Below are 25771 nucleotides of genomic sequence, written 5' to 3'. Positions count from 1 at the left end.
GGGCGAATGGCGCAACAGGCGGCTTTGTCCGCGAGGAGGACGGCTTCGTGTTCCATCCGAGACTATTCGAGAATCGCAATGTCATCGTGACCGGAGCCGGGCGGGGCATCGGCCTCGAAGTGGCCCGGCAGTTCCTGGACTGCGGCGCGAAGGTGATCGTCCATACCGGACGCAAACCGGGGCGCGAGCTGCCGGATTTTCTGCTGACGGCTGAATCCGAAAGACGGGCGCTGCTGCTGCACGCCGATTTCACCGCCGCTGGCGGCGCTGCGCAATTTGCCGAAAATGCGCTTGCCTTTTTCGACAAGGTGCATGTGCTCGTCAATAACGCCGGCACCATGCTCGGCCGTTTTCCGGCTGCCACACTGACCGACGCAGATTATGAGGCGATCGTGCGTTTGAACCAGACGTCGGTGGTGGCGCTGACGCGTGCGCTGCTGCCGGCATTAAAGGCGGCGGAAGGCGCTGCCATCGTCAACACCGTTTCAATTTCCGCGCTGACCGGCGGCAGTCCCGGTTCTTCGATCTATTCCGCTTCGAAAGCTTTCGTTTCCACCTATTCCAAGGCGCTTGCCCGCGAGCTCGCGCCGGATAGCATCCGCGTCAATTGTGTCTCGCCCGGAACGATCGAGACGGATTTCCATGAGCGCTATTCCTCCCGCGAAAAGCTGGAGCAGACGAGAAAGTCTATTCCCTTGCAGCGGCTGGGCACGGCGGAGGACTGCGCTCCGGCCTATCTGTTCCTGGCGGCACCCTCCCTCTCCGGATACATTACCGGCCAGGTCATCGAGATCAATGGCGGCCAGCTTATCTGCTGATTTGGTTAGACCTTTTTTGACATTTCATCACTTTTGGCAAATTCGCGTGTGCGAATATGCTATTGTGCTGATCTGCCTTTTCGCTTCCCTTCCGAGATGTCGAATGCCATTGCCCAAGCCCGAGCCGGGAATGTCCGGTCAGGAACTGCACAAACTCGCTGGAAACGCTCGTGAGGCGAGCGATCTGCTGAAGGCACTGGCGCACCAGACCCGACTTCTGATTCTTTGCATACTCGCGAGTGAGGAGCGGACGGTCGGTGAAATCGAAAACATCCTCGGCATTCAGCAGGCAATGGTCTCGCAGCAGCTCGCACGTTTAAGGCTTGAAGGCCTCGTCAATACGCGCCGTCAGGGTAGGCTGGTCTATTACCGTATCGGCAATACAAGCGTGCTTGCCTTCCTTGAATCGTTGTTCGATCTTTTTCCGGCTGCTGAAAACAATTAGTACCGCCCTTGCGGAACACGGTTGCTGCGTCGAAGATGGGCTGATCCGGATGATTTCGCGCCGGATCGGGAGACCGGATGATCGACAAGCTGGAATTTTTCATCGCCCTTGCCAACGAAAAGCATTTCGGCCGCGCCGCGGAGGAGTGCGGGATTTCCCAGCCAACACTTTCGGCCGCCATCCGGCAGCTTGAAGACCAGCTTGGCGTCATGCTGGTGCAGCGCGGCTCGCGGTTTCAGGGGCTGACGCCGGAGGGGCAGCGGGTGCTTGAATGGGCGCGGCGCATCGTCGGCGATGCTCGCACCATGCGGGAAGAGATGCGCGCCGCCCGCCGCGGTCTTTCCGGCCACATCCGCCTCGCTGCCATTCCGACCGCGCTCGCCATGCTTTCGCGCATCACCACGCCCTTTCAGGAACGACATCCGGGAGTGACCTTCTCGATCGTCTCGCGGAACTCGCTGCAGGTGCTGAGCATGCTCGAAAATCTCGAGATCGATGCCGGTATCACCTATCTTGAAAATGAGCCGCTCGGACGTGTCACCAGTGTTCCCCTCTACGCCGAGCGCTATCACCTGATCACGGCTGCGGGCAGCCCGCTGTCCGATCGCGACAACGTGACCTGGAAGGAGGTCGGCGATCTTCGGCTTTGTCTATTGACCGCCGACATGCAGAACCGACGCATCATCAACCGGCACCTGACGGAAGCGGGCGCGACCGTACATCCAACTCTCGAATCCAACTCGATGATCGTGCTGTTCTCGCATGTCAGAACTGGGCGCTGGGCAAGCATCATGCCGCGCAACGTCGCGAAATCATTTGGATTCCCAATAGAAATCCGCATGATTCCGATCGTTGAACCGGAGGCCCACCATCTGGTCGGCCTCGTCGCGCCCTATCGCGAACCCTTCACGCCGCTCGTTTCGGCCTTGCTGCATGAAGCGCGCGTGCTCGTGCGGGATGAAGAGCTCTGATAGAGAAAACCTATCAATCCACGAGATAGCTTTATTGATCGTCGCCGGCTTCCCTGAGATGCTGCATGAGGGGATGGCCTCATGCCGGTGGAGAGCGCCATTCCGCAACGAGCAAGCGGCTGGGAGGGCTGCCTCATGACCATTCATATCGCCGAAGGCGATATCGCAGCGCGCACGCGTTCCATTGTCGCCGACCTTCGCTCCCTTGAAGGGCCGCTGCTTCCCATTCTTCATCAAGTTCAGCAGGAATTCGGCTATGTGCCGCAGCAAGCCCTGCCCGTGATCGCGGAGGAACTGAACCTTTCGCGCGCCGAGGTGCATGGCGTGATGACCTTTTATCACGATTATCGCGACCACCCCGCCGGGCGGCATGTGCTGAAGCTCTGTCGCGCCGAGGCCTGTCAGTCGATGGGTGGTGACGCGCTGGCTGAGCGCATCAAGGCGCTGCTCGGCATCGATTTTCACCAGACGACGCTCGACGGCAGCGTGACGCTGGAGGCAGTCTACTGCCTCGGGCTCTGCGCCTGCGCGCCGTCGGCAATGCTCGACGGCGAGGTGTATGGCCGGCTCGACGATCAGATGGCGGCGGAACTCGTTGCGGAGGCGCGCCGATGACAGTCAAGATATATGTTCCGCGCGATGCCGCTGCGCTGGCGCTCGGGGCCGAAAAGGTGGCAAAGGCGATTGCCCAGGAGATCGTCGCCCGCGGCCTCGATGCCGAGATCGTGCGCAACGGCTCGCGCGGAATGTTCTGGCTGGAGCCGCTGGTCGAGGTCGAGCTTGCCGGCAAGCGCATCGGCTACGGACCGGTGAAGGCAAAGGATGTGTCCGGTCTTTTCGACGCCGGGATCGCCAACGGCGGCGATCATCCCCTCTGCCTCGGGGAGGTTGAAGACCTCCCGTTCTTGAAGGAACAGACCCGCTTGACCTTCGCCCGCTGCGGCGTCATCAATCCGCTCTCGCTTTCGGATTACGAGGCGCATGGCGGCCTTGCCGGCCTTCGCCGCGCCGTGGCGATGGCGCCCGCTGAAATCGTCAAGGAAGTCACCGATTCCGGCCTGCGCGGTCGCGGCGGTGCCGGCTTTCCCACGGGCATCAAGTGGAAGACCGTTCTCGATGCTAGCGGCGAACGCAAATATATCGTCTGCAACGCCGATGAGGGCGACAGCGGCACCTTTGCTGATCGGATGATCATGGAGGGCGATCCCTTCGTGCTGATCGAAGGCATGGCAATATCAGGACTTGCGACCGGCGCCACGAAGGGCTTCGTCTACACCCGTTCGGAATATCCGCATGCAATCGCTGCGATGAGCGAGGCCGTCGGCATCGCGCGGCAGGCCGGGATCCTCGGCCCGTCGGTGCTGGGCTCGGGCCGCGCGTTCGATATCGAGGTGCGTACCGGCGCCGGCGCCTATGTCTGCGGTGAAGAAACGGCTCTCTTGAACAGTCTCGAAGGCAAGCGCGGCATCGTGCGCGCCAAGCCGCCGCTGCCGGCGCATAAGGGTCTGTTCGACTGTCCGACCGTCATCAACAATGTGATCTCACTGGCTTCGGTGCCTGTCATCATGGAAAAGGGCGCCGCCTTCTACCGCGATTTCGGCATGGGCCGCTCGCGCGGCACCATTCCGCTGCAGATCGCCGGCAATGTCAGATATGGCGGTCTCTACGAAACAGCCTTCGGTCTTTCGCTCGGCGAGATCGTCGACAGGATCGGTGGCGGCACAAGGACCGGCCGGCCGGTCAAGGCCGTGCAGGTCGGCGGACCACTCGGTGCCTATTTCCCGCGGGCGCTGTTCGATACGCCTTTCGACTACGAATCCTTTGCCGCCAAGGACGGGCTCATCGGCCACGCCGGCATTGTCGTCTTCGACGACACGGCCGACATGCTGAAGCAGGCGCGTTTCGCCATGGAATTCTGTGCTGTCGAAAGCTGCGGCAAGTGCACGCCCTGCCGCATCGGTTCGACGCGCGGCGTCGAGACGGTTGACAAGATCGCTCGCGGCATCGAGCCGGAGGAGAACCGAATATTGCTTGGCGATCTCTGCAATACCATGAAATTCGGGTCGCTCTGCGCGCTTGGCGGCTTCACGCCCTATCCCGTGATGAGCGCCATGACGCATTTCCCGGAAGATTTTGTGCCGGCACCGGTCGTGGAGGCTGCCGAGTGATGATCTTCCAAGCTGCAGCCGCATGCCGTGACCTGCGCAATCCCATTTCCCTACAGGAGGCCGACCATGTCTCTCATCCATGAAATCGACTACGGCACTCCCGCTTCGAAATCCGAAACCATGGTGACGCTCACCATTGATGGGCAGCAGATCAGCGTGCCGGAAGGCACCTCCATCATGCGCGCCTCAATGGAAGCCGGCATCGAGGTGCCGAAGCTCTGCGCCACCGACATGGTTGATGCCTTCGGCTCTTGCCGGCTCTGTCTCGTCGAGATCGAGGGCCGCCTTGGCACGCCGGCCTCCTGCACGACGCCGGTGGCGGCAAACATGGTGGTGCACACGCAGACGGGACGATTGAAGGATATCCGCCGCGGCGTGATGGAGCTCTACATTTCCGATCATCCGCTCGACTGTCTCACCTGTGCTGCCAATGGCGATTGCCAGTTGCAGGACATGGCAGGCGCTGTCGGCCTGCGTGACGTGCGCTACGGCTATGAGGGCGACAATCACGTCAAGGCGCGCAGCAACGGCGACATCAATCTGAAATGGATGCCGAAGGACGAGTCCAATCCCTATTTCACCTATGATCCCTCCAAATGCATCGTCTGTTCGCTTTGCGTGCGCGCCTGCGAGGAAGTGCAGGGCACTTTTGCGCTGACGATCGAGGGGCGCGGTTTCGGCTCCCGCGTGTCACCCGGCATGCATGAGAATTTCATGGATTCCGAATGCGTTTCCTGCGGCGCCTGTGTCCAGGCCTGTCCGACGGCGACGCTGACGGAGAAATCGGTGATCGAGATCGGCCAGCCGGAGCATTCGGCCGTCACCACCTGCGCCTATTGCGGCGTCGGCTGCTCCTTCAAGGCGGAGATGCGCGGCGAGGAACTGGTGCGCATGGTGCCGTGGAAGGAGGGACAGGCCAATCGCGGCCATTCCTGCGTCAAGGGCCGCTTCGCCTACGGTTATTCCACTCACAAGGACCGCATCCTCAACCCGATGATCCGCGAAAAGGTCAGTGATCCCTGGCGGGAGGTGAGCTGGGACGAGGCCTTCGCCCATGTGGCGTCGGAGTTCCGCCGCATCCAATATCAATATGGCCGCGACGCGATCGGCGGCATCACCTCCTCGCGCTGCACCAATGAGGAAACCTATCTGGTGCAGAAGCTGGTCCGCGCCGGTTTCGGCAACAACAATGTCGATACCTGCGCCCGCGTCTGCCATTCGCCGACCGGCTATGGTCTCGGCCAGACATTCGGGACCTCGGCCGGAACGCAGAATTTCGACAGCGTCGAACAATCCGATGTCGTCGTCATCATCGGCGCCAACCCGACGGACGGTCATCCGGTGTTCGGCTCGCGGCTGAAGAAGCGACTGCGCCAGGGGGCGAAGCTCATCGTCATCGATCCGCGCCGCACCGATATCGTCCGGTCACCCCATGTCGAGGCTTCCTACCACCTGCCGCTGAAGCCGGGCACCAATGTCGCGGTGATGACGGCGCTGGCGCATGTGATCGTCACCGAAGGGCTCTATGACGAGACCTTCATCCGCGAGCGTTGCGACTGGTCGGAATTCGAGGACTGGGCTGCCTTCGTCGCCGAACCGGCGCACAGCCCCGAACAGACCGAGATCTTCACCGGCGTGCCGGCGGCGGATCTGCGCGGCGCGGCGAGGCTCTATGCCAAGGGCGGCAACGGCGCGATCTATTACGGTCTCGGCGTTACCGAACACAGCCAGGGTTCGACCACGGTCATCGCGATCGCCAATTTGGCAATGGCGACCGGCAATATCGGCCGTCCCGGCGTCGGCGTAAATCCGCTGCGCGGCCAGAACAATGTGCAGGGCTCCTGCGACATGGGTTCCTTCCCGCACGAGCTGCCCGGCTACCGGCATATTTCCGACGATGCGACGCGTGATATCTTCGAAAAGCTCTGGGGCGTGAAGCTTAGCGACGAGCCGGGCCTTCGCATTCCGAATATGCTCGATGCGGCGGTCGACGGCTCGTTCAAAGGGCTTTACGTCCAAGGCGAGGACATCCTGCAATCCGATCCGGATACGAAACATGTCGCGGCCGGGCTTGCGGCGATGGAATGCGTCGTCGTGCAGGACCTGTTCCTCAACGAAACCGCCAACTACGCCCATGTCTTCCTGCCGGGCTCGACCTTCCTCGAGAAGGACGGCACATTCACGAATGCCGAGCGGCGCATCAACCGTGTGCGCAAGTTGATGACGCCACGCAATGGCTATGGTGACTGGGAGGTGACGCAGAAGCTTGCCCAGACCATGGGGCTCGACTGGAATTATGCCCATCCGTCGGAGATCATGGACGAGATTGCCGCGACGACACCGAGTTTCGCCCTGGTCTCCTACGACTATCTCGACAAGATCGGCTCGGTGCAGTGGCCCTGCAACGAGAAGAACCCGCTCGGCTCGCCGATCATGCATGTCGACGGCTTCGTGCGCGGCAAGGGCAAGTTCATCCGCACCGAATATGTGGCGACCGACGAACGCACTGGTCCGCGTTTTCCGCTGCTGCTCACCACCGGCCGCATCCTCAGCCAGTACAATGTCGGGGCGCAGACGCGGCGGACCGAGAATGTCGTCTGGCACGCGGAAGACCGGCTGGAAATTCATCCGCACGACGCCGAACAGCGCGGTGTGCGTGACGGCGACTGGGTGAAGCTCATGAGCCGCTCCGGCGACACGACGCTCCGAGCGTTGATCACCGATCGTGTTGCGCCGGGCGTCGTCTATACGACCTTCCATCATCCCAATACGCAGGCGAACGTCATCACCACCGATTTCTCCGACTGGGCGACCAACTGCCCGGAATATAAGGTGACGGCGGTGCAGGTCTCGCCGTCGAACGGGCCGAGCGACTGGCAGCTCGAATATGACGAGCAGGCACGGCAATCGCGCCGCATCGCCGGCAAGCTCGAAGCGGCGGAGTGACAATGCCGGGGCGATTTGGCGTTTTCGGCGAGATCCTTCCTTCTCCCCTCGAGGAGAAGTGGAGGCGTCTGCGATGACTTTCCCCACCACCGCCCGTGCTACCGAAACCGCCCGCCGCAACGGCGTCATGCACAGCGGTTCGCGCATCGTGCCGGAGGAAGTGCCGATCGCCTTTTCCTATGGCGGCAGTTCGCATGCGGTGATGATGGCGACACCCGCGGATCTTGAGGATTTCGCCGTCGGCTTCAGCCTGACCGAAGGGATTATCGCCAGGCCGGCGGAGATATCCGCCATCGAGATCGTCGCGGGCGGGCAGGGCATCGACGTGCAGGTCAGCCTTGCCGACGATGTCGCCGATCGGCTGCGGGCGCGCCGCCGCAGCATGGCCGGACCGGTCGGCTGTGGGCTCTGCGGCATCGAATCGATCGAACAGGCGGTGCGGCCGGTGCCCGATGTCTCGACATCGCCGTTGGCGCTGTCTCATGCGGATATCGTTCGGGCTGTTTCGCTTCTGAACGAGGCGCAGCCGCTGCATCGGGAGACGCGGGCCGTACATGGCGCTGGATTCTACCTTCCCGGCAGCGGGCTGATTGCGGTTCGCGAAGATGTCGGCCGCCATAACGCTCTGGACAAACTCTGCGGCGCCGTCATCCGCGCCGGCGAAAGCGGCGGAAACGGCGCGGTCGTCGTCACCAGCCGGCTGTCGGTCGAAATGGTGCAGAAGGCGGCGATCCTCGGCAGCCCCGCGCTCATCGCCATTTCAGCGCCGACGGCCCTTGCTATCCGCACGGCCGAAGCGGCCGGCATGACGCTCGTCGCGCTGGTGCGCGGCGAAGATTTCGAGATTTTCACACACCCGCACCGCATCTCGCCCGGAAGTATCGCCGATGTCGCATGATACCAAAACCAAGCTTGTCTATATGGCAAATCAGATCGCCACCTTTTTCAAAAGCCAGCCGCAAAATGAGGCCGCGCAAGGCGTCGCCACGCACATCAATAAATTCTGGGAGCCGCGCATGCGGCGGCAATTGTTTGAAATTCTCGATAAAGAGGAGAACGGTCTGGATGCACTGGTGCTTCAGGCCGCTCCCATGATCCGCAAGCCGGAGGCGGAGGCAAACCAGGTCCGGTAATTCAAAGTGGCGTCTGCGGAGAGGAGGCAGCAGCAAACTGCCTGCCCATGCGCCACTGCATACGTCGAAATCTAATCGATTTAAAAATACGAAGTTCGAAGTGTTACAGCGTCCTTTGCGCGCCTGAAAATGGGCGGCGCTACAATCACAGCAAGGTCTGAAACAAGGAGGAGTTGTTCATGACTGCAGCGAGAACACGTACTGACGGAGCGTTGGCGGGCTCAGGCCTGCTTGATCGCGAAAGGATTATCGCAAGGCCCGGTTTCAACAGGTGGCTGGTGCCGCCGGCCGCACTTGCCATCCATCTCTGCATCGGCATGGCCTATGGTTTCAGCGTGTTCTGGCTGCCGCTTTCCAAGTCGCTCGGGATCACGGCCTCGACCGCCTGCCCCGATCTGACCCTCGCCTCGGCGCTCTTCACCACCACCTGCGACTGGCGCGTTGCCGATCTCGGCTGGATCTACACGCTGTTCTTCGTTCTGCTCGGCTCGTCGGCCGCCATCTGGGGCGGTTGGCTGGAGCGGGCCGGCCCGCGTAAGGCGGGCGTCGTTTCCGCCTGCTGCTGGTGCGGCGGCATCGTGCTTGCCGCCGTCGGCGTCCTTACCCATCAGCTCTGGTTGATGTGGCTCGGTGCCGGCGTCATCGGCGGCATTGGTCTCGGCCTCGGCTATATCTCGCCGGTCTCGACGCTGATCAAGTGGTTTCCCGACCGGCGCGGCATGGCAACCGGCATGGCGATCATGGGCTTCGGCGGCGGCGCAATGATCGGCGCTCCGCTTGCCAACCTGCTGATGAACACCTTCAAGACCGATACATCGGTCGGCGTCTGGCAGACTTTCATCGTCATGGCGGCGATCTATTTCGTCTTCATGATGGGCGGCGCCTTCGGCTATCGCATCCCGCCGGCCGGCTGGCGGCCGGAAGGCTGGACGCCGCCCGCGGCCAAGAGCACGATGATCACCACCAGACACGTGCATCTGCGCGACGCCCACAAGACCAAGCAGTTTTGGCTGATCTGGGCCGTGCTCTGCCTCAATGTTTCGGCCGGAATCGGCGTTCTCGGCATGGCCTCGCCGATGCTGCAGGAAATCTTCGCCGGCTCGCTGATCGGCCTGCCTGATGTCGGCTTCGCTCAACTCGATGCCGGGCAGAAGGCATCGATCGCCACGATCGCTGCCGGTTTTGCCGGTTTGCTGTCGCTCTTCAATATCGGCGGACGGTTCTTCTGGGCGTCATTGTCCGACAAGATCGGCCGGAAGAACACCTATTATTGCTTCTTCCTCATCGGCATTGCGCTTTATGCGCTGGCGCCCACCTTCGCCGGCATGGGCAACAAGGCGCTGTTCGTTCTTTCCTTCGGCATCATCCTGTCGATGTATGGCGGCGGCTTCTCCACCATCCCGGCCTACCTTGCCGATATCTTCGGCACGCAGTTTGTCGGCGCCATTCACGGCCGGCTGCTGACTGCCTGGGCAACGGCGGGGATCGTCGGCCCCGTCGTGGTCAATTATATCCGCGAGGCTCAGATCGCCGCCGGCGTTGCCCCTGGTCCGGCCCTCTATACCGGCACCATGTATATCCTTGCCGGCATGCTGGCGCTCGGTCTCATCGCCAATGCGCTGGTCAGGCCGCTTCCGGACAAGTGGTTCATGAGGGATGACGAGGTCGCGGCGCTGCAGGCGAAGTCTGCGGCCGTCAATGCCGGGCCGACCGGCTCCTTCGGCATCGGCACCGGCGGGCTGGACGCCAAGGCGATGCTGGCCTGGGCCGTCGTCGGCATTCCGCTGCTCTGGGGTGTCTGGGTTACGCTGAAGGCGACTTTCGCCCTCTTCGGGTGAGCGGTCGAATTGCGCCGCCCGGTTTCCGCGGCGGCGCGCTCTATCGCAGCTTGCGCGACGATTTCCTCAAACGGTTGACCGGTCCCGCCGACGAGACCGACCGCTGTAGGCCTAAATTACCTATGACGAACAATAAAAAACCGCCGAGAACGGCGGTTTTTCGATATCCAATTGTTCTGGCAGATCAGGCAGCCAGTTCATCCGTCTCGTTTTCCTTGAACATCTTGGCGAGGTTCAGGAAGCAGATCATGCCGTTTTCCGAAGCGATGATGCCCTCGCAGAAAGCGCGGTCGAAGGAGGCGGTCACCTCAGGCACCGGCTGGACCTGGCTGGACGAGATGGTGAGAATATCCGAGACGCGGTCGACGAGCATGCCGATGACCATGCTGTGAACTTCAGCGACCACGATGGCGCTGCGTTCGTTGGCAACGGTGCTCTTCATGCCGAGCTTATAGGCGAGATCGATGATCGGGATGACCGAACCGCGCAGGTTCATGACGCCGATGACATCGGCCGGCGAATGCGGGATCGGGGTCGAAGGCGCCCAGCCGCGGATTTCGCGAATGGTCGTGGTCTTGACGCAAAATTCCTGATCATGCAGGCGAAAGGCAATGATCTCGAGCGTATCGCCGCTGAAGCTAGTGGAATTGATCGTGGCCATTAGAATTCTTCCCAACTGTCGTAAGCCAAAGCAGAAGCGGGTGCGCCACCATTGGCGCCGACGAGCTTTGCCTTCACACCACGCGATGACTTTGCATTTGGCAAAGCATCGTTACGGTTAGCGACGACATTAACGGAAGAGTGTTGCCCAAATCTAAATCGGGAACGGGCGTGTGAAGCTTTTCCGCCTCGATCTACTTCAACCGATCGTCTTTTCGATCTGCGAGACGGCCCAATCGACCTGCTCCCTCGTTATAACAAGTGGCGGAGCAAGGCGAATCGTGTGGTCATGGGTGTCCTTGGCGAGAAGGCCGCGCTCCTTCAGTGCATGGCAATATTGCCGCGCGCCGCCGGCTTCGGGCTCCAGCTCGATCGCCATCATCAGGCCGCGACCGCGCACCTCCCTGACGATGTTGGAGCGGATCGACCTCAAGCCTTCGATGAAATAATCGCCCATCGCGGCGGCATTCTCGATCATGCCTTCGTCGACGAGCACCTTGAGGGCCGTGCGCGCAACCGCGCAGGCGAGCGGATTGCCGCCGAAGGTCGAGCCGTGCTGGCCGGGCTTCAGCACGCCCAGCACCTCGGAATTCGAAAGGACGGCGGATACGGGATAGAAGCCGCCGGAAAGCGCCTTGCCGATCAGCGTCACATCGGCCTCGATGCCTTCGTGCTCCTCGGCCAGCAGCTTGCCGGTGCGGCCGAGGCCGGTCTGGATCTCATCGAGGATCAGAGTGACGTTGTTATCAGTGCAGAGTTCCCGAATACGGGTAAAGTAACCGGCCGACGGGATGATGACGCCGGCTTCGCCCTGAATCGGCTCGATCAGGGCCGCAACGGTATTGCCGTTGATCGCGGCCTCGAATGCCTCGGCATCGCCGAAGGGAATGATGCGGAAGCCCGGCGTGTAGGGGCCGAAGCCGGTCCGGGCGTCGGGATCTGTGGAGAAACTGATGATGCTCAGCGTGCGGCCATGGAAATTGTCGGCGCAGACGATGATCTCCGCCTTGCCTTCAGGCACGCCCTTGACCTCGTATCCCCATTTGCGCACAGCCTTGATGGCGGTCTCCACCGCCTCGGCGCCGGAATTCATCGGCAGGATCTTGTGCGAGCCCGTCAGTGCGGCAAGCTCCTCGTAGAGATGGGCGAGCTGATCATTGCGGAAAGCGCGGGATGTCAGCGTCAGCCTGCCCGCCTGTTCGACCATGGCGGCGAGAATCTTCGGGTGGCAATGGCCCTGGTTGACGGCAGAATAGGCCGAGAGGCAATCGAGATAACGATTGCCGTCGGTATCCCAGACATACACGCCTTCGCCACGCGTCAGCACCACGTCGAGCGGCTTATAGTTGTTGGCGCCGAGCCGCTGTTCCGTTGCGATCAGTTTTTCCGAAGTGTTCATGGCGCTTCTCCCTCAGCCTTGTCTATGCGGCACGTGTCGGACGATCGAAGATGCGGCGGCCGAACAGGCTTGCCGTCAGTTCCACCAGGATGCGAGCGCTCTTGCCGCGATCGTCGAGAAACGGATTGAGCTCGACGAGATCGAGCGACGAGACGAGGCCGCTGTCCGAAAGCATTTCCATGACAAGATGCGCCTCGCGAAAGGTCGCGCCGCCAGGCACCGTCGTGCCGACGCCTGGGGCGATGTCGGGATCGAGGAAATCGAGATCGAGGCTGACATGCAGCAGCCCGTTGGCCTTGGCGACGACAGCGAGAATCTCCCGCATGATCGCGCCGATGCCCTGCTCGTCGATCGCGCGCATGTCGAAGACATTGACGCCGTGTTCATGGATTTCCTCGCGCTCGCGCGCATCGACCGAACGGATGCCGACCTGGAAGACATTCTTCGGGTCGACGAAAGGCCGGTCCTTCGGGAGGATTTCGGCGAACTCCGCCTCGCCGCAGAAAAAGGCAACGGGCATGCCGTGAATATTGCCGGAGGGCGACGTGGCCGGAGAGTTGAAATCGGCATGGGCATCGAGCCAGAGCACGAAGAGCGGGCGCTCCCTGCTGGCGGCATAACGCGCCATACCGGAGACGCTGCCCATCGACAGGCTGTGATCGCCGCCGAGAATCAGCGGAAAGCGGCCAGCGGCGGCGACGTCATAGACGCTGCTTTCCAATGCGCGCGTAAAGGCGCCGACGATCCTCAGATTATGGGCTTTCGGATGATTCGGCAGATCCATCGCGGGCACGATGGAGAGATCGCCAATATCGGCGACGTCGTGGCCGAGATCGATCAGTGTCTGGTCGACGCCGGCAATCCGCAGCGCTGCGGGGCCCATGGCGGCGCCTCTGCGGCCGGAGCCTTCTTCCAAGGGTGCGCCGATGAGGGTGACAGATCGCGATTGCGCGTTCATTCGAGGGCTCCGTGTTGAGGCCTGTTTCGGCCGATAGTGGGATAAAGGGCTGGCGGCAAAAAGATGGAAAAGTGCCAGAAATGGACTATGATTGCGCAGATTGATAAACCTATTTTGACAAAGTGTTCGACGTGGACGATCTCGATACCGAACTTCTGAGTGCGCTTCGCCACAATGCTCGCATCTCCGTCTCCTCGCTCGCGGCAATGACCGGTGCATCGCGGGCAACGGTCGCCGCCCGAATCGACCGGCTGGTCGCCAGCGGCACCATCGTCGGCTTCACCATCCGTACCAGTCACGAGACGCGATCCGCCGGCGTGCGCGCCATCGTCATGATCGAGGTGCTCGGCAAGCTCGCCGACCGGGTAGCCGATCAGCTCAGGGGCCTGCCACAGGTGCGTGCGCTTCACAGCACCAACGGCAAATGGGATTTCGTTGCCGAGCTGGAGGACCGCGATCTCGCCGCCTTTGACGAGACGCTGCGTCGAATCAGATTGATCAACGGCATCAATTCGACCGAGACCAATATTCTTCTCAAAACGAGCAAGACAGGTTTCTAGAACTAGCCCCTCATCCGCCGGCCGGCACCTCCGTTCCAACCTCGACGTTGCATTTGGCACGTCCCCCTCGCCCCGTAAGCGGTCGCAAGCGGGGAGAGGGTTAGGGTGAGTGGCAGACCTCAGGTCCGAACCGAACCGCCGTCCGCTGCGTTCTGCTCCTGATTTAGCCGGCTTAATATTCCCGCTCGTAAACGACGCCTGCTTCGCCGGCACCATTCCCGCCAGCGGCTCCTCGCAATTTGACGCCGCGGCCGACATCGAGATTGATGATTGCCTTGGCGCCGGCCGAGCCGCCCTGCTGCAGTTCGAAATAGGTACGGTCGTTGAGGTAGCGGCCGACGCTGACACTCGTCTGGCCCTTCTCGTCGGTGCTGACGTCGAAATCGTCGACGCCGAGCTGGTTGCGCAGGCCCTCGAAGAGCGAGGTGGAGCGGTTGCCGGCCAGCTGGCTGACGGCGTCCGCGAGCTGGGCGATCTGTACCGGCGAGAGCTTCGACATCGACTGGCCGAAGATCAACTGCGCCAGCACTTCGTCCTGCGGCAGCTGGGGCGAGGAGGAAAAGGTGATCGAGGGATCGGTGGCAAGGCCTGAGACATCGACCGTCAGGGTCGTCGTGCCGGAGGTAGAGGTCGCTTCCATGTCGAGCGCCGGCGTCAGGTCGCCGGCAAAGGTGATCCTGCTCTTGTCGGAGAAGTTCAGACGGCGGTTGAGAATGGTCAGCCGGCCGCGGCGCATGGTAAAGCCGCCGGTGACGATGGGTGCTGCCGCCGTTCCGCGGATGGTCACGAGACCTCCGAGCTCGGCATCGATGCCGCGGCCGCGCGCGAAGATCTGGGAGGGCGCATCGATTTGGAGGTCGAGCGTGATAACGGAGGACTTCTCGCCCGGCTTTCGCTCGCCGTCATTGCGCAGCTGCGCCAGCACCGCTCGCGGTGCATTCTTATGCCGGATGTCGATTTCGCGGAGCGAGGTCGGCAATCTCTCCGGGACGGTGATCGAGGTCTTGTCCAGCCGGAGCTTGCCGCTCAGCGTCGCGCTCATGATCGGCCCGCGCAGGCCCACCGTTCCATTGACAGTCGAGACAACAAGCGTTCCGTCGACATAGACGGCCTTGTCGAGCTTGATCGAAATGTCGGCGGGAAATCCGCCGGCCGGCTGGATGCCGATGGTGCCGCTTGCCGAAATCATGCCGCCGCCGCCAAGATTGCCGCTGAGGCGCGAGATGACGGCCTGGTTGCCATTGAAGGTGACGGTGGCTGCGAGATTGTTGACGGCAAGATTGCGCCTGACGTCGACGAGCTTGGCGGCTGATGTCGAGACAGTGCCGTTGATGACGGGTGCCGCGGCCGTTCCGCCAATCTTAAGATCGACGCTGGCGACGCCGTCGGCGACAAAGCCCTGCTGTGCGAGCGGGGCGCCAAGCACGGCGAAGGGAACATTGCCGTTGAAGCGCATGTCGACGGCGCGGTTGCCTGACATCACGACGCTACCGCCGCCTTTCAGCGACATGCCGGCATCGCCGGCAAGGTTGGTGTCGACTGTCAGCCTGTTATCGGCAAGTTTGCCGGATGCCCCGATGCTGAATGGCGAAAGACCGGCGCCTTTCGTCTGGCTCGTCGCGGCATTCTTCCAATCGACCTTGAAATCGACGGCGGGCGAGGACAGCGCGCCCGCCGCCTTGGCCGTCGCCGTAATCGTGCCTTCGGCTCCGATGCCCGGAACAAAGCCGTTGGCGATGGCGGCCGGAACATTGGCAGCGTTCGCGGTGACGTCGATCGATCGGATCGTAGTGCCTGCAATGGAAAGATTGCCGGCGGCTTTCAGCGAAATGCCGCCACTGCCGCTGAGGTCGGCATCGAAATCCAGTCGGTCGCCGGAATATTTTCCCGTCGCCGCCAAAGCAAGGCGGGAGAGGCCGGCGGCCTTGGTGTGGCTGGTCGCGGCATCTTTCCAGTTCAGCTTGAAATCGACGATCGGGTCTGCCGGCGTTCCAGATGTCTGGGCGCTCGCCGACAGAGTGCCTTCGGCACCGAGGCCGGGAACAAAGGCATTGGCGATATTTGCCGGCAGCGCCGGAATATCGGCATTGATCGAAAGGTCGCGTATGGCCGTTCCCGCGATCGTCACGCCACCCGCCGCCTTGGCCAACATGCCGTCCTTGCCGGCAAGGCTGGCATCGAAGTCGACCCTGCCATCGGCGAACTTGCCGGAGGCCGCGGCACTCAGGCCCGACAAGCCGCTGCTCCTGGTCTGGGCGGTGGCGGCGTTCTTCCAATCGAGCTTGAAATCGACGGCGGGCTTGGGCAGCGATCCTGAGGCGGATGCCGTTCCCGATACCGTGCCCTCCGCGGCAAGACCGGCAACGAAGCCGTTGGCAAGGCTCGCGGGTAGATTGGCAAGATCGGCTTTGACGTCAATGTTGCGGATCGAAGTGCCCGATATCGCCACATTGCCCGCGGCATTCAGCGACAGGCCGTCCTTGCCGCCGAGATTGGCGTTGAAGTCGAGCTTGTTGTCGGCGAGGTGTCCCGATGCGGCAAGCGCGAGGCCGGAAAGATGCGCGCTTCTGGTGTGACTGGTCGCGGCGTCCGCCCAGTCGAGCTTGAAATCTGCCTTGGGTGCAGCGGGTGTTCCGGCTGCCGAAAGCGTGCCGGATATCATGCCGCCGGCCGCCAGATCGGGGACGAAGGCATTGGCGAGGGCGGCGGGGAGTTTGACGATTTCGGCATCGACCTTCACGCTGTCGATTGCCGCACCGGCGAGAGCGACATTGCCCATGGCCTTCAATGAGAGACCTTGGTCGCCACCGGCCGCCGCGTTGAAATCCAGCTTGTTATCGGCAAATTTCCCCGATGCGGTAACGGCGAGAGCGGCAAGGCCGGCACGCTTCGTGTGGCTGGTCGCAGCGTCTTTCCAATTGAGGTCGAAATTGGCGGTGGGGGCCGAAAGCGAGCCCGCAGCCGAGACCCTCCCCGAGACCGTGCCTTCGGCGGCGAGATCGGCGACGAAGCTGTTTGCCAGGCTTGCCGGAACATTTGACAGCGTCGCATCGGCCGCGACAGTGCCGATCGTCGTGCCGGTAACGGCCACATTGCCGTTCGCCTTCAGCGAGAGGCTGTCTGTGCCGGCAACTGCGACGTCGAAATCAAGCTTGTTGTCGGCGAACTTTCCGGACGCGGTGAGGCCAAGACCGGCAAGGCCGGCCCGTTTCGTGTGGCTCGTCGCGGCGTTTTGCCAATGGAGATCGAAATCGGCGGCCGGGGCTGCAAGCGACCCGCTGGCCGCGACGGTTCCGGAGATTGCGCCTTCCGCTGCGAGATCGGGAACGAAGCCGTTGGCAATCGCTGCGGGGATATTGTCCAGTGTTGCGCCGACCTTGATGTTACCGATCGTCGTCCCGGCGATATCCACGTTGCCGTCTGCCTTGAGCGAGAGTCTGTCGGCGCCGATGGCTGCGGCATCGAAATCGAGCGTGTTGTCCGCGAATTTGCCGGACGCGGTCACATCAAGAGCCGCGAGGCCGGCTCGCTTGGTGTGGCGCGTCGCAGCGCTTTTCCAGGCGAGGTCGAAATGGGCGATTGGGGCCTTAAGGGAACCGGTGGCGGTCACCTTTCCCGTGATCGTGCCTTCGGCGGCGAGATCGGAAGCAAAACCATTGGCGACCTGCGCCGGCAGGTTGAGGATATCGGCGTCGATATCGAGCACCGGCGCGGTCGGATCAGCGAGAGCGACGTTGCCGCGGGCCTTGAGCAACAGGCTGTCGGCACCGGCGATTGTCGTGTCGAAATCGAGCTTCTTCTCGGCAAATTTGCCGTTGGCGTTGATGCCGAGCGGTGCCAGGCCCGCGCCCTTAAGCGGCCCGGTCGTCGCATCCTTCCAGTCGAGTTTGAAATCGGCGATGGGTGCTGCCGGCGTTCCCGTCACGGCAATCGTTCCCGAGATTGTGCCGCCGGCCGAAAGGTTCGGCACGAAACCATTGGCCAGCGCTGCCGGCAATTGGTGGATGTCGGCATTCAGCTTCAGCGTCCCGCCGGCGGAGCCGGTGACGCTCACCGAACCGGTGCCTGTTTTCAGCGTCAGTCCGTCCAGACTGGCGGTGCCGCCGCCGATCGTGACCTCAGTCGGTGCGGCAAGCTCGACCGGGATGTTGCGGGGGCTGGCCGAGAAGTGGTCAAGGTTTACCGCGATCGTGCCGCCTGATGCCTGGATATTGCCGGCGGCCAGCACCGGATTGCCGTCATAGGCGGCGTTGAGATCGAAATCGGTTCGGTTCTGCTGCTTGGTGAAATCGAGCGAAAGGCCGGCGAGCCTGTTTTCTCCGGCAGCCAGCTCTTCGGCGCGGATCGTGCCGTTTGCCGCAAGGGCGCTGAGATCGCTGACCGTGAGGTCGATATCCGGCTTGATGATCGCCAGCGTATCGCGGCGGATCGAGGCACCTGATGCAACGAGCTTAAGCGCGATCTTGCCGCCGTCGCTCTCGATGCCGAGCGAACCCTTGAGATCTCCTTCGGCTTTCTGGCCGCCGAGCGCAGCCAGCAAGCCGAGCTTGGGGAAATCGAAGGTCAATGCGCCCGAGGGCGTCAGGGAGGGCGAAAGCTCCAGCTTGCCGGTCAGCCGGTTGCCGCCGACATCGGCGGTCAGTGCGGGAATGCTCGTCCTGCCGTTCTCAGAACGGATGTCACCGTTGATGCCGATCGGCTGTCCGTCGATCGTGCCGGTGGCCGCAAACTTTCCCTGCGGCGCCTTGGCATCGGCGACGCCCGACAGATCGATATTGAGGTCGGCGAGCGCGCGATCAGCCATCTCAAGGCTGGGAGCCTTGATATTGGCTGTCACGGAGATCGCCGGCAGTTCGCCTCCGATCCTCAGCGCGTAACCGGCGCCGCCGCTCGCGCCCGTCATCAGCTTGCCGATATCGGGCAGCCGACCTGAAAGATCGGCGTTCAACATCGAACCGTCGAACGCGACGTTGCCGGCGGCTTCAAGCGTGCCGGATTTCAGGACGAGATTGGACAGCGCGAATTTCGACGGGATCGTGCCGGTCACCTGGCTTTCGAGCGAGATCGGCTGATCGAACCTGCTCGTCGCCGCGGCCGGCAGGGCCGCTGGTTCGACGCTCAGCTTGACATTGCCGGTCAGCGCGCGGTCTGCCAGCCGATAGGAACCGTTGAGGCTGCCGTTGATATTGGCGCTTTCGACGGTGGTGCCGTTGAAGCCAATGTCGCCCGACGAAATCTGGAGCGGCGAGGCGATCGTGATAGGGCCCTGAACTGCGCGATTGAGGTTCGGTTCGGCAAAGGTTGCGTCCCCGGCCACGAGGCGCAGCTGAACGCTGCCGGAACGGGCGGCAAGATTGAAGGCATCGCTCTTTGCCGTCAGCTTGACGTTGCCGATATCGGCCTGCGGCAGGGTGGCGCTGTCGAGCGAGCCGCTGAGGCTCAGTCGGGCGGTCTGCGCATCGCCCGTCAGAGCCAGGTTGAGGCCTGAAATCAGGAAGCGCGCTTCGCCTTCGGCGAGCGGCCAGCGGAAATCGACGGGGCCGGATGTGCCGAGCAGATTGGCGTTCAGGCTGTTGTTGCCGGCCGGATCAAGCGCGCCCGATGCGGCGATGACGACGCTGCCGGTGGCGATATTGCCGGTCTGGATATCGATCTTGCCGTGGTCGTCGAAGGTGGCGGCAAGATCGATATTGGTCTGGCCGGCGAAAAGCGGCCGGAATGCTGCGGGAAGAAGCGAGCTCAGGTCACCGCCACCCTTGAGATCGAGATGATGCAGCCTGTCTGCGCCAATCGCATGCCGGCCCTCGATTGCAGCGCGCTGCTGCCCGTCGAGCGCAGCCTGTATCTTGCCTGTCCAGTCGGATATCGGTCCCTGGCCGTCGAGGTCGATGTTGACCGCAGGATTGCCAGGCAGGCCGAGGAAGCCCGCCAACAGCCCACCCTTCGGCTCGGCAAGCTGCGCCTTCAGCCGCAGCCGGTTTTCGGCCGGCGCGTAGGCGATATCGGCAGTAAGGCGCGCATCCGGAACCGCGTGGCGGCTGACATTGACCATCGCTTCGCCGCCGTCGCCATTTGCCGAAAGGCTGCCTTCGGCGGCGAGCGCGAAAGCCCGCCCGGCAAAAGCTTCGGCCAGTTTGATATCGGGCAAGGCCACATGGTCGACATCGATCTTGACCGGAAGAGTGAAGCCGCCGGAGTTTTCGGCGCTGGGCCGCGAGGGCAGGGTGCGCACCGGCTTGCGCAGCACGTTGATCGTGTCGATCTGGAAACGCTTGGCGTGGAATGTTCCCGTCAACAGCGCCAGCGGGTTCCAATCGATCGCCACACCGTGGATTTCCGCAAAAACGCCCCTCGTGTCGGATAGGGAGATTTCGGTGGCGCGAAGCCCGCCGGTCAAAAGCCCTTCCGGTTCGCGCACCTCGATCGTCATATCGCGGTTGGAAAGGGTGGAGGCGATCTTTTCGGTGACGATGCGGGCGCCAAAGGAGGTGAAGCCGAAGATCGCAAGCGCCGCGACAGCGAGAATCAAGATGGCGCCGACGGCATAACCGGTGACCCGCACGATCCAGTTGACGATTTTTGCCAGCGGTTGCATCGGCGCGAACTACCCCGTTTTCATGCGGCCCATCGATTGGAACAAACCGGAATCGCAACCCTAGAAGGATTGGCCGATGCCGGCATAAATTCCATAATCTGTGCCATCTTCGTACTTGTTCAGCGGCACGGCAAAATCAAGCCGCAGCGGCCCGAAAGGTGTGGCATATCGTATTCCCGCGCCGGCGCCGGCGCGGATATCGGAAAAACCCGGGAAGGTGCTGTCCGATACGGTGCCGACATCGATGAAGGGCACGAGGCCGATCGTATCGGTGATCTTGAAGCGGGCCTCCAGCGACCCGGTCACATAGGAACGGCCGCCGGTGGCATCGCCATTGTCGTTGTAAGGCGAAATTTCCTGATAACTGTATCCGCGCACCGAGCCGCCGCCGCCGGCGAAAAAGCGCTGCGTGGCAGGAATGTCCTCGATTCCGCCGCCGCCGATCAGCACGCCGGCGGCGACCTTGCCGGCAAGCACGAGGCGATCCTCGGCGCCGAACGGCAGATAGCCGGAAATCGAGCCTTCGAACGCCGCATAGGGTGTGGCGTTGAAGACCTCGTAGCCGGGCTTTGCCGAGACTGTCGCGCGATAGCCTTCGGTCGGATTGAACTTGTCGTCGCGTGCGTCACGATCATACTGAAGCGGCAGGGCGATGGTCAGATAGTCATTGGTGCCGAAGGCGTCGTCATCGCGCTCCCAGCTGACTTCGCCGCTCGCCGAAACCGTGTCCTTCTCGGTCAATTCATAGGAAAGCCCGAGCGAGGCGGTGACGAGCGTCGCGTTATAGGCGTCCGGATTCTGGGTCTTGGCGACGATACCGGCCTTCAGCGTGGCGGCCGGGAAGAAGGCGCCGGGCTTGGTGAAGAGGATGCCGGCGGAATAGTCGAGGCTGCCGACATCGGTGGCTTCGCCGAGCCGCGAGACCGAGCCTTCGATCCTCAGCGTCTCGGCCTCGCCGAACAGGTTGCGGTGGCCCCAATAGCCCTGGATGCCGAGGCCGTCGGTGGTGGAATATTGCGCGCCGACGCCGAAATAACGCCTCTTGCCTTCGGACACCTCGATCGTCATCGGCAGCGTATCATCAGGCGACAGCACATCGCCCTCATGAATGGTGACGCTCGAAAAGACGCCGAGGGCGCGAAGCCGCTCGCCGGCCTTCTTCAGCCTTTCCGGCGAATAGGCATCCCCTTTGTTCAGCCGGGAATAACGCTGGATGAAACCTGGCCGCACGGTTTTTTCGCCGGTGACCCCGACATCGCCGATCGGGGCGACAGGCCCGCCTTCGGCAGCAAGCACGATGTCGACCGTGTCGCTCCTGTGATCGGCGACGACCTTGCGTTCGGTCAATTTAGCGAAGGGCCGACCTTCGCTTTTCAACTGTTCGACAATCTTGTCACCCGCCTTGATGATGGCGAGCGAGCCGGCCTCGGCGCCGGGGGCAAGGTCGTAATCGGCGGGATTGCGGTCCGCGGCGTCGCCGCCGAACTGCACCTCTTTGACCCTGAAAACGGGTCCGGGGGTTATATTGACGGTGACGGGGACCGGCCCGGAGCGGTCGAATGTCGGATTGGGCGGCAGCTCGTCGATATCCTTGCCGTCGATGCTGATCGTCACCACGCCGCCGTAACGGGCTTTTTCATACAAGGTGGCGATCAGCCGCTCGCGGTCGTCACGCGCCTTGACGACGATGCCGAGATCGCCGGAGACGGGCTGTTTCTGGTCGCTGACGAGGCGGGAGCTGTTTTCGAGCGCTTCCTTAAGATCGGGATCGGCGGTGTCGGCCTTGAGTTCGACGTGATAGCGCACCGGATCGGGCACCTGTTCGCTCTCGTCCTCCTCCTTGCCGAAGATGGTGATGCCGAAAAGCTTGAAGGCGTAAGCATCGCCGATCAGGACCGGTGAGAAAGCAGCTGCCGCTGCGACCACCATCATGGTGCCTGTTCGCCGATACGCAAAACCTGTTTTCGGACTTGTCCCTCTAATCCGCATCCGCTGCTTTTGGTTACGCCTACATGAAGCTTCGTTGCCCAGCCGTGAACAGCTTAGCGGCAAAATCGCGCATGGTGTACCATTTTAAATTGCCCACGCGCTAATTCAGCACAAAAAATCCCGGATGTGTGTCCGGGATTTCCTGTTTTTGCGTTTTGCCAGCGCTCTCAGCGCGGGCAAGCGTCGATGTAACGGCGGCCATAGCGGTCGCGATAGTAGCACTGGCCGGGCTGTTCCGCGACGCTGCCGATCAGGGCGCCCGACACGCCGCCGATGGCGGCGCCGACCGCCGCGCCACGAACGTTGCCGGTGACTGCACCGCCAATGACTGCGCCGGATGCAGCACCGATGCCGGCGCCCTGCTGGGTCGGTGTGCAGCTTGCGACCGACAGGCCGATCAATGCGAGTATGACAGCTTTTTTCATCTCTTTTCTCCTGGGTTGTCGCCCAATGGGCATAGGCCGTCCCTATTGTTTTTTTGGCACGCTAGCTCGAAAACTATGTCGGAAGAAAGGGTTGTCCACTCTTGTCCGGATTTTTTTGCATTGAAGGGGTGTTGCGGGTGTTGCGGATTTTGCGCCTATGTCGGGCGCTTTTGCCGCATGGCCCCGTTGATTGTGGCGCGCGTATTTTTTTGTCTGGAATCATTCAAAAAACTGGGCCTTTTGCCGCAGTTGATGTTAAACCAAAGGGTAAGCATTGACGCGCGGACGTCCCATCGGCAAGAACGGCCGCGTGATACTGGAGCATATGATGGATTTCGAAGCATTTTTCAAAAACGAGCTGGACGGGCTTCATGCCGAGGGCCGCTACCGCGTTTTTGCCGATCTCGAACGTCACCGCGGCAACTTCCCGCGGGCGACGCGCCATACGGCCGATGGCGAGAAGGAAGTCACGGTCTGGTGCTCCAACGACTATCTCGGCATGGGCCAGAACCCGAAAGTGATCGAGGCGATGAAAGCCGCCATCGACCACTGTGGCGCGGGTGCGGGAGGCACCCGGAATATTTCTGGCACCAACCATTACCACGTCCTGCTCGAGCGTGAGCTTGCCGATCTGCACGGCAAGGAATCGGCGCTGATCTTCACCTCAGGCTATGTCTCCAACTGGGCCGCACTCGGCACGCTCGGCGCCAAAATCCCCGGCCTGATCATCTTCTCCGATGCGCTCAACCATGCCTCGATGATCGAGGGCATCCGGCATGCCAAATGCGACAAGGTGATCTGGAAACACAATGACGTCGCCGATCTCGAAGCCAAGCTTGCCGCCGCCGATCCGAAGGCGCCGAAGCTGATCGCCTTCGAGAGCGTCTATTCGATGGACGGCGACATCGCCCCGATCAAGGAGATCTGCGACCTCGCCGACAAATACGGCGCGATGACCTATCTCGACGAGGTGCATGCGGTCGGCATGTACGGCCCGCGCGGCGGCGGCATTGCCGAGCGCGAGGGGCTGATGGACCGGCTGACGGTCATCGAGGGCACGCTCGGCAAGGCCTTCGGCGTGATGGGCGGTTATATCGCCGCGTCGACGGCGCTGTGCGACTTCATCCGCTCGTTTGCCTCCGGCTTCATCTTCACCACGGCGCTGCCGCCGGCGCTTGCCGCCGGCGCCGTCGCCTCGATCCAGCATCTGAAGGTCAGCCAGTTCGAGCGCGCCCGCCATCAGGACCGGGTGCGCAAATTGCGCTCGCTGCTCGATCAGCGCGGCATTCCGCATATGCACAATCCCAGCCATATCGTGCCGGTGATGGTCGGCGATGCAGCCAAGTGCAAATGGATCTCCGACCTCTTGCTCGACAATTGCGGTGTCTATGTCCAGCCGATCAACTATCCCACCGTGCCGAAGAAGACCGAGCGGCTGCGCATCACCCCGACACCGCTGCATTCCGACGCCGATATCGCCCATCTCGTCGACGCCCTGCATTCGCTCTGGTCGCGTTGCGCGCTGGCAAGGCACGTCGCCTGATCTTCAACGATCGCCTGGGTTCTAACCTCGCGAATCAGAACTTCCATCGGAGGTTCTGACGGCGATTGTTTGTTCCGCATTCATCAGCTGGATAAGGTTATCTAGCCTTTGTCCTGTCGCTCTATCGATGAATGACGCATTGCAGTCCGGTCTCGTGGATTCGCATCGGCCTTTTCCACGCCTTCCTTCCTTCAATTCACGCTTGTTGTTCCATCTGTCGAATTGCATGAGAAAACCTTTTCTCACTTGACAGAGAGATTGGTAAAAGCTTTTCTCAAGCCAATTCAGAAGGAGGAAGGCCTGAACATATCGGGAGGAAAAAGAGGCAGGATCACCATCCATGAGGTCGCGTCGGCTGCTGGCGTGAGCATCTCGACGGCGTCGAAGGCTCTCAACGACACCGGCCGGATGGGAGCGGAAACCCGCGAGCGCGTGAAGCGGATTGCCGGCGAAATCGGATATCGGCCGAATGCGCTGGCAAGAGGTCTTCTCAGCAAGCGCAGCTTCACCATCGGGCTGCTGACGAACGACACTTACGGTCGTTTCACGCTGCCTGTGATGGCGGGTATTTCGGACGCGCTCGTCGATCATGGGGTCTCGGTTTTCCTGTGCGCCATCGAAGACGATCCGGCGCTCGCCCAGATCCATGTCGATGCGATGCTGGACAAGCAGGTCGACGGTATCATCGCAACCGGCAAGCGGCTGGACAGGCGTCTGCCTGTCGACCTGTCGAATTTGCATGTGCCTGTCGTCTACGCCTTCACCGAGGGGACGCAGAACAGCGTTACCTTCCGTTCGGACGACGAACAGGGTGCGAGGCTGGCCGTCGAATGGCTCGCGACGATCGGGCGGCGGCGGATTGCGCATATTACCGGGCCGGAAGACTTCTTTTCGGTGCGGGAGCGGGCCGGGGCCTATCATCAGGTGGCGGGCCACCGCGAGCCGGTGCTCTATGGCGTCTGGTCGGAAAGCTGGGGCCATGAGGCGGTGGAACAGCTTTGGAAGAGAGTGGGGGAAAAGCCGGATGCGCTCTTCTGCGGCAACGACCAGATCGCCCGTGGCGCGGTGGATGCGCTGCGCGAGCGCGGCGTCAAGGTGCCGCAGGATGTTTCGGTAATCGGCTTCGACAATTGGGAGATTGTTGCGGCCCAGACGCGGCCGCCACTGACGACGGTGGATATGGAGCTGAAGGAGCTCGGGCGGCAGGCCGGTTTGACGGTGCTGGCGCTTGCGGAAGGACGGCCCGTCGAGCCGGGAGTGAGGAAATTGCCCTGCCGGCTCGTCATCCGGCGGTCATGCGGGGGTAGGACTCCTCCGGAATGA

General features: G+C 62.1%; 18 protein-coding genes. 12 read left to right on the top strand and 6 right to left on the bottom strand.

The window, feature by feature from the left end:
- The first annotated feature begins 47 nt into the window (after positions 1-47).
- From AMK02_RS19580 to AMK02_RS19540, 9 genes are all read left to right on the top strand, one after another.
- The gene (locus AMK02_RS19580; RefSeq protein ID WP_064806383.1) at positions 48-818 is read left to right on the top strand and encodes an SDR family NAD(P)-dependent oxidoreductase; all 771 of its coding nucleotides are present in this window, start codon (positions 48-50) and stop codon (positions 816-818) included.
- 103 nt (positions 819-921) lie between these two features.
- Positions 922-1263: an ArsR/SmtB family transcription factor gene (locus AMK02_RS19575; RefSeq protein ID WP_064805377.1), complete on the top strand. Its 342-nt coding sequence runs from the start codon at positions 922-924 to the stop codon at positions 1261-1263.
- A gap of 77 nt (positions 1264-1340) precedes the next feature.
- Complete coding sequence (locus AMK02_RS19570; RefSeq protein ID WP_011427055.1) at positions 1341-2234, top strand: LysR family transcriptional regulator; 894 nt, start codon at positions 1341-1343, stop codon at positions 2232-2234.
- 135 nt (positions 2235-2369) lie between these two features.
- Positions 2370-2849 carry a formate dehydrogenase subunit gamma gene (locus AMK02_RS19565; RefSeq protein WP_064805375.1) on the top strand — a complete coding sequence of 160 codons (480 nt, stop codon included), beginning with the start codon at positions 2370-2372 and terminating at the stop codon, positions 2847-2849.
- Positions 2846-4402: a formate dehydrogenase beta subunit gene (locus tag AMK02_RS19560; protein WP_064805373.1), complete on the top strand. Its 1557-nt coding sequence runs from the start codon at positions 2846-2848 to the stop codon at positions 4400-4402. The genes AMK02_RS19565 and AMK02_RS19560 overlap by 4 nt, the downstream gene beginning before the upstream one ends.
- Before the next feature lie 66 nt (positions 4403-4468).
- Entirely contained in the window at positions 4469-7348 is a 2880-nt protein-coding gene (fdhF, locus tag AMK02_RS19555) for a formate dehydrogenase subunit alpha (RefSeq protein ID WP_064805371.1), read from the top strand.
- A gap of 73 nt (positions 7349-7421) precedes the next feature.
- Positions 7422-8246, top strand: coding sequence for a formate dehydrogenase accessory sulfurtransferase FdhD (gene fdhD / locus AMK02_RS19550; protein ID WP_064805368.1), 825 nt, complete (start codon positions 7422-7424; stop codon positions 8244-8246).
- Positions 8236-8481 (top strand): formate dehydrogenase subunit delta, encoded by a 246-nt coding sequence (locus tag AMK02_RS19545; protein WP_064805366.1) that lies wholly within the window; start codon positions 8236-8238, stop codon positions 8479-8481. The genes fdhD and AMK02_RS19545 overlap by 11 nt, the downstream gene beginning before the upstream one ends.
- Before the next feature lie 179 nt (positions 8482-8660).
- Positions 8661-10319: an OFA family MFS transporter gene (locus AMK02_RS19540; protein WP_064805364.1), complete on the top strand. Its 1659-nt coding sequence runs from the start codon at positions 8661-8663 to the stop codon at positions 10317-10319.
- 184 nt (positions 10320-10503) lie between these two features.
- On the opposite strand, the gene AMK02_RS19535 is transcribed toward AMK02_RS19540, so the two are convergent.
- From AMK02_RS19535 to rocF, 3 genes are all read right to left on the bottom strand, one after another.
- Positions 10504-10980, bottom strand: coding sequence for a chemotaxis protein CheW (locus AMK02_RS19535; protein WP_064707940.1), 477 nt, complete (start codon positions 10978-10980; stop codon positions 10504-10506).
- A gap of 198 nt (positions 10981-11178) precedes the next feature.
- Positions 11179-12378, bottom strand: a complete 1200-nt coding sequence (gene rocD / locus AMK02_RS19530) for an ornithine--oxo-acid transaminase (RefSeq protein WP_064805362.1) — start codon at positions 12376-12378, stop codon at positions 11179-11181.
- A 22-nt stretch (positions 12379-12400) separates the two neighbouring features.
- On the bottom strand, positions 12401-13336 hold the full coding sequence (gene rocF, locus AMK02_RS19525; RefSeq protein ID WP_064805360.1) for an arginase: 936 nt from the start codon (positions 13334-13336) through the stop codon (positions 12401-12403).
- Between the two features lie 122 nt (positions 13337-13458).
- Between rocF and AMK02_RS19520 the strand changes: the two genes are divergently transcribed.
- Positions 13459-13896 carry an Lrp/AsnC family transcriptional regulator gene (locus AMK02_RS19520; protein WP_170965837.1) on the top strand — a complete coding sequence of 146 codons (438 nt, stop codon included), beginning with the start codon at positions 13459-13461 and terminating at the stop codon, positions 13894-13896.
- Positions 13897-14068: 172 nt separating this feature from the next.
- Here AMK02_RS19520 and AMK02_RS19515 read toward each other — a convergent pair whose 3' ends face one another.
- From AMK02_RS19515 to AMK02_RS19505, 3 genes are all read right to left on the bottom strand, one after another.
- Positions 14069-20491 (bottom strand): translocation/assembly module TamB domain-containing protein, encoded by a 6423-nt coding sequence (locus AMK02_RS19515; RefSeq protein ID WP_064805358.1) that lies wholly within the window; start codon positions 20489-20491, stop codon positions 14069-14071.
- 60 nt (positions 20492-20551) lie between these two features.
- Positions 20552-22480 (bottom strand): autotransporter assembly complex protein TamA, encoded by a 1929-nt coding sequence (locus AMK02_RS19510; protein ID WP_189636984.1) that lies wholly within the window; start codon positions 22478-22480, stop codon positions 20552-20554.
- Between the two features lie 167 nt (positions 22481-22647).
- The gene (locus tag AMK02_RS19505; protein WP_011427043.1) at positions 22648-22905 is read right to left on the bottom strand and encodes a YMGG-like glycine zipper-containing protein; all 258 of its coding nucleotides are present in this window, start codon (positions 22903-22905) and stop codon (positions 22648-22650) included.
- Positions 22906-23233: 328 nt separating this feature from the next.
- Between AMK02_RS19505 and hemA the strand changes: the two genes are divergently transcribed.
- Both hemA and AMK02_RS19495 read left to right on the top strand, forming a co-directional pair.
- Positions 23234-24448, top strand: a complete 1215-nt coding sequence (hemA, locus tag AMK02_RS19500; protein ID WP_064805354.1) for a 5-aminolevulinate synthase — start codon at positions 23234-23236, stop codon at positions 24446-24448.
- A 300-nt stretch (positions 24449-24748) separates the two neighbouring features.
- Positions 24749-25771, top strand: a complete 1023-nt coding sequence (locus AMK02_RS19495; protein ID WP_064806379.1) for a LacI family DNA-binding transcriptional regulator — start codon at positions 24749-24751, stop codon at positions 25769-25771.

The organism is Rhizobium sp. N731, from assembly GCF_001664145.1.
GTDB classification, from domain to species: Bacteria; Pseudomonadota; Alphaproteobacteria; order Rhizobiales; family Rhizobiaceae; genus Rhizobium; species Rhizobium esperanzae.
This window is presented reverse-complemented; position numbering and strand designations above follow the sequence as displayed.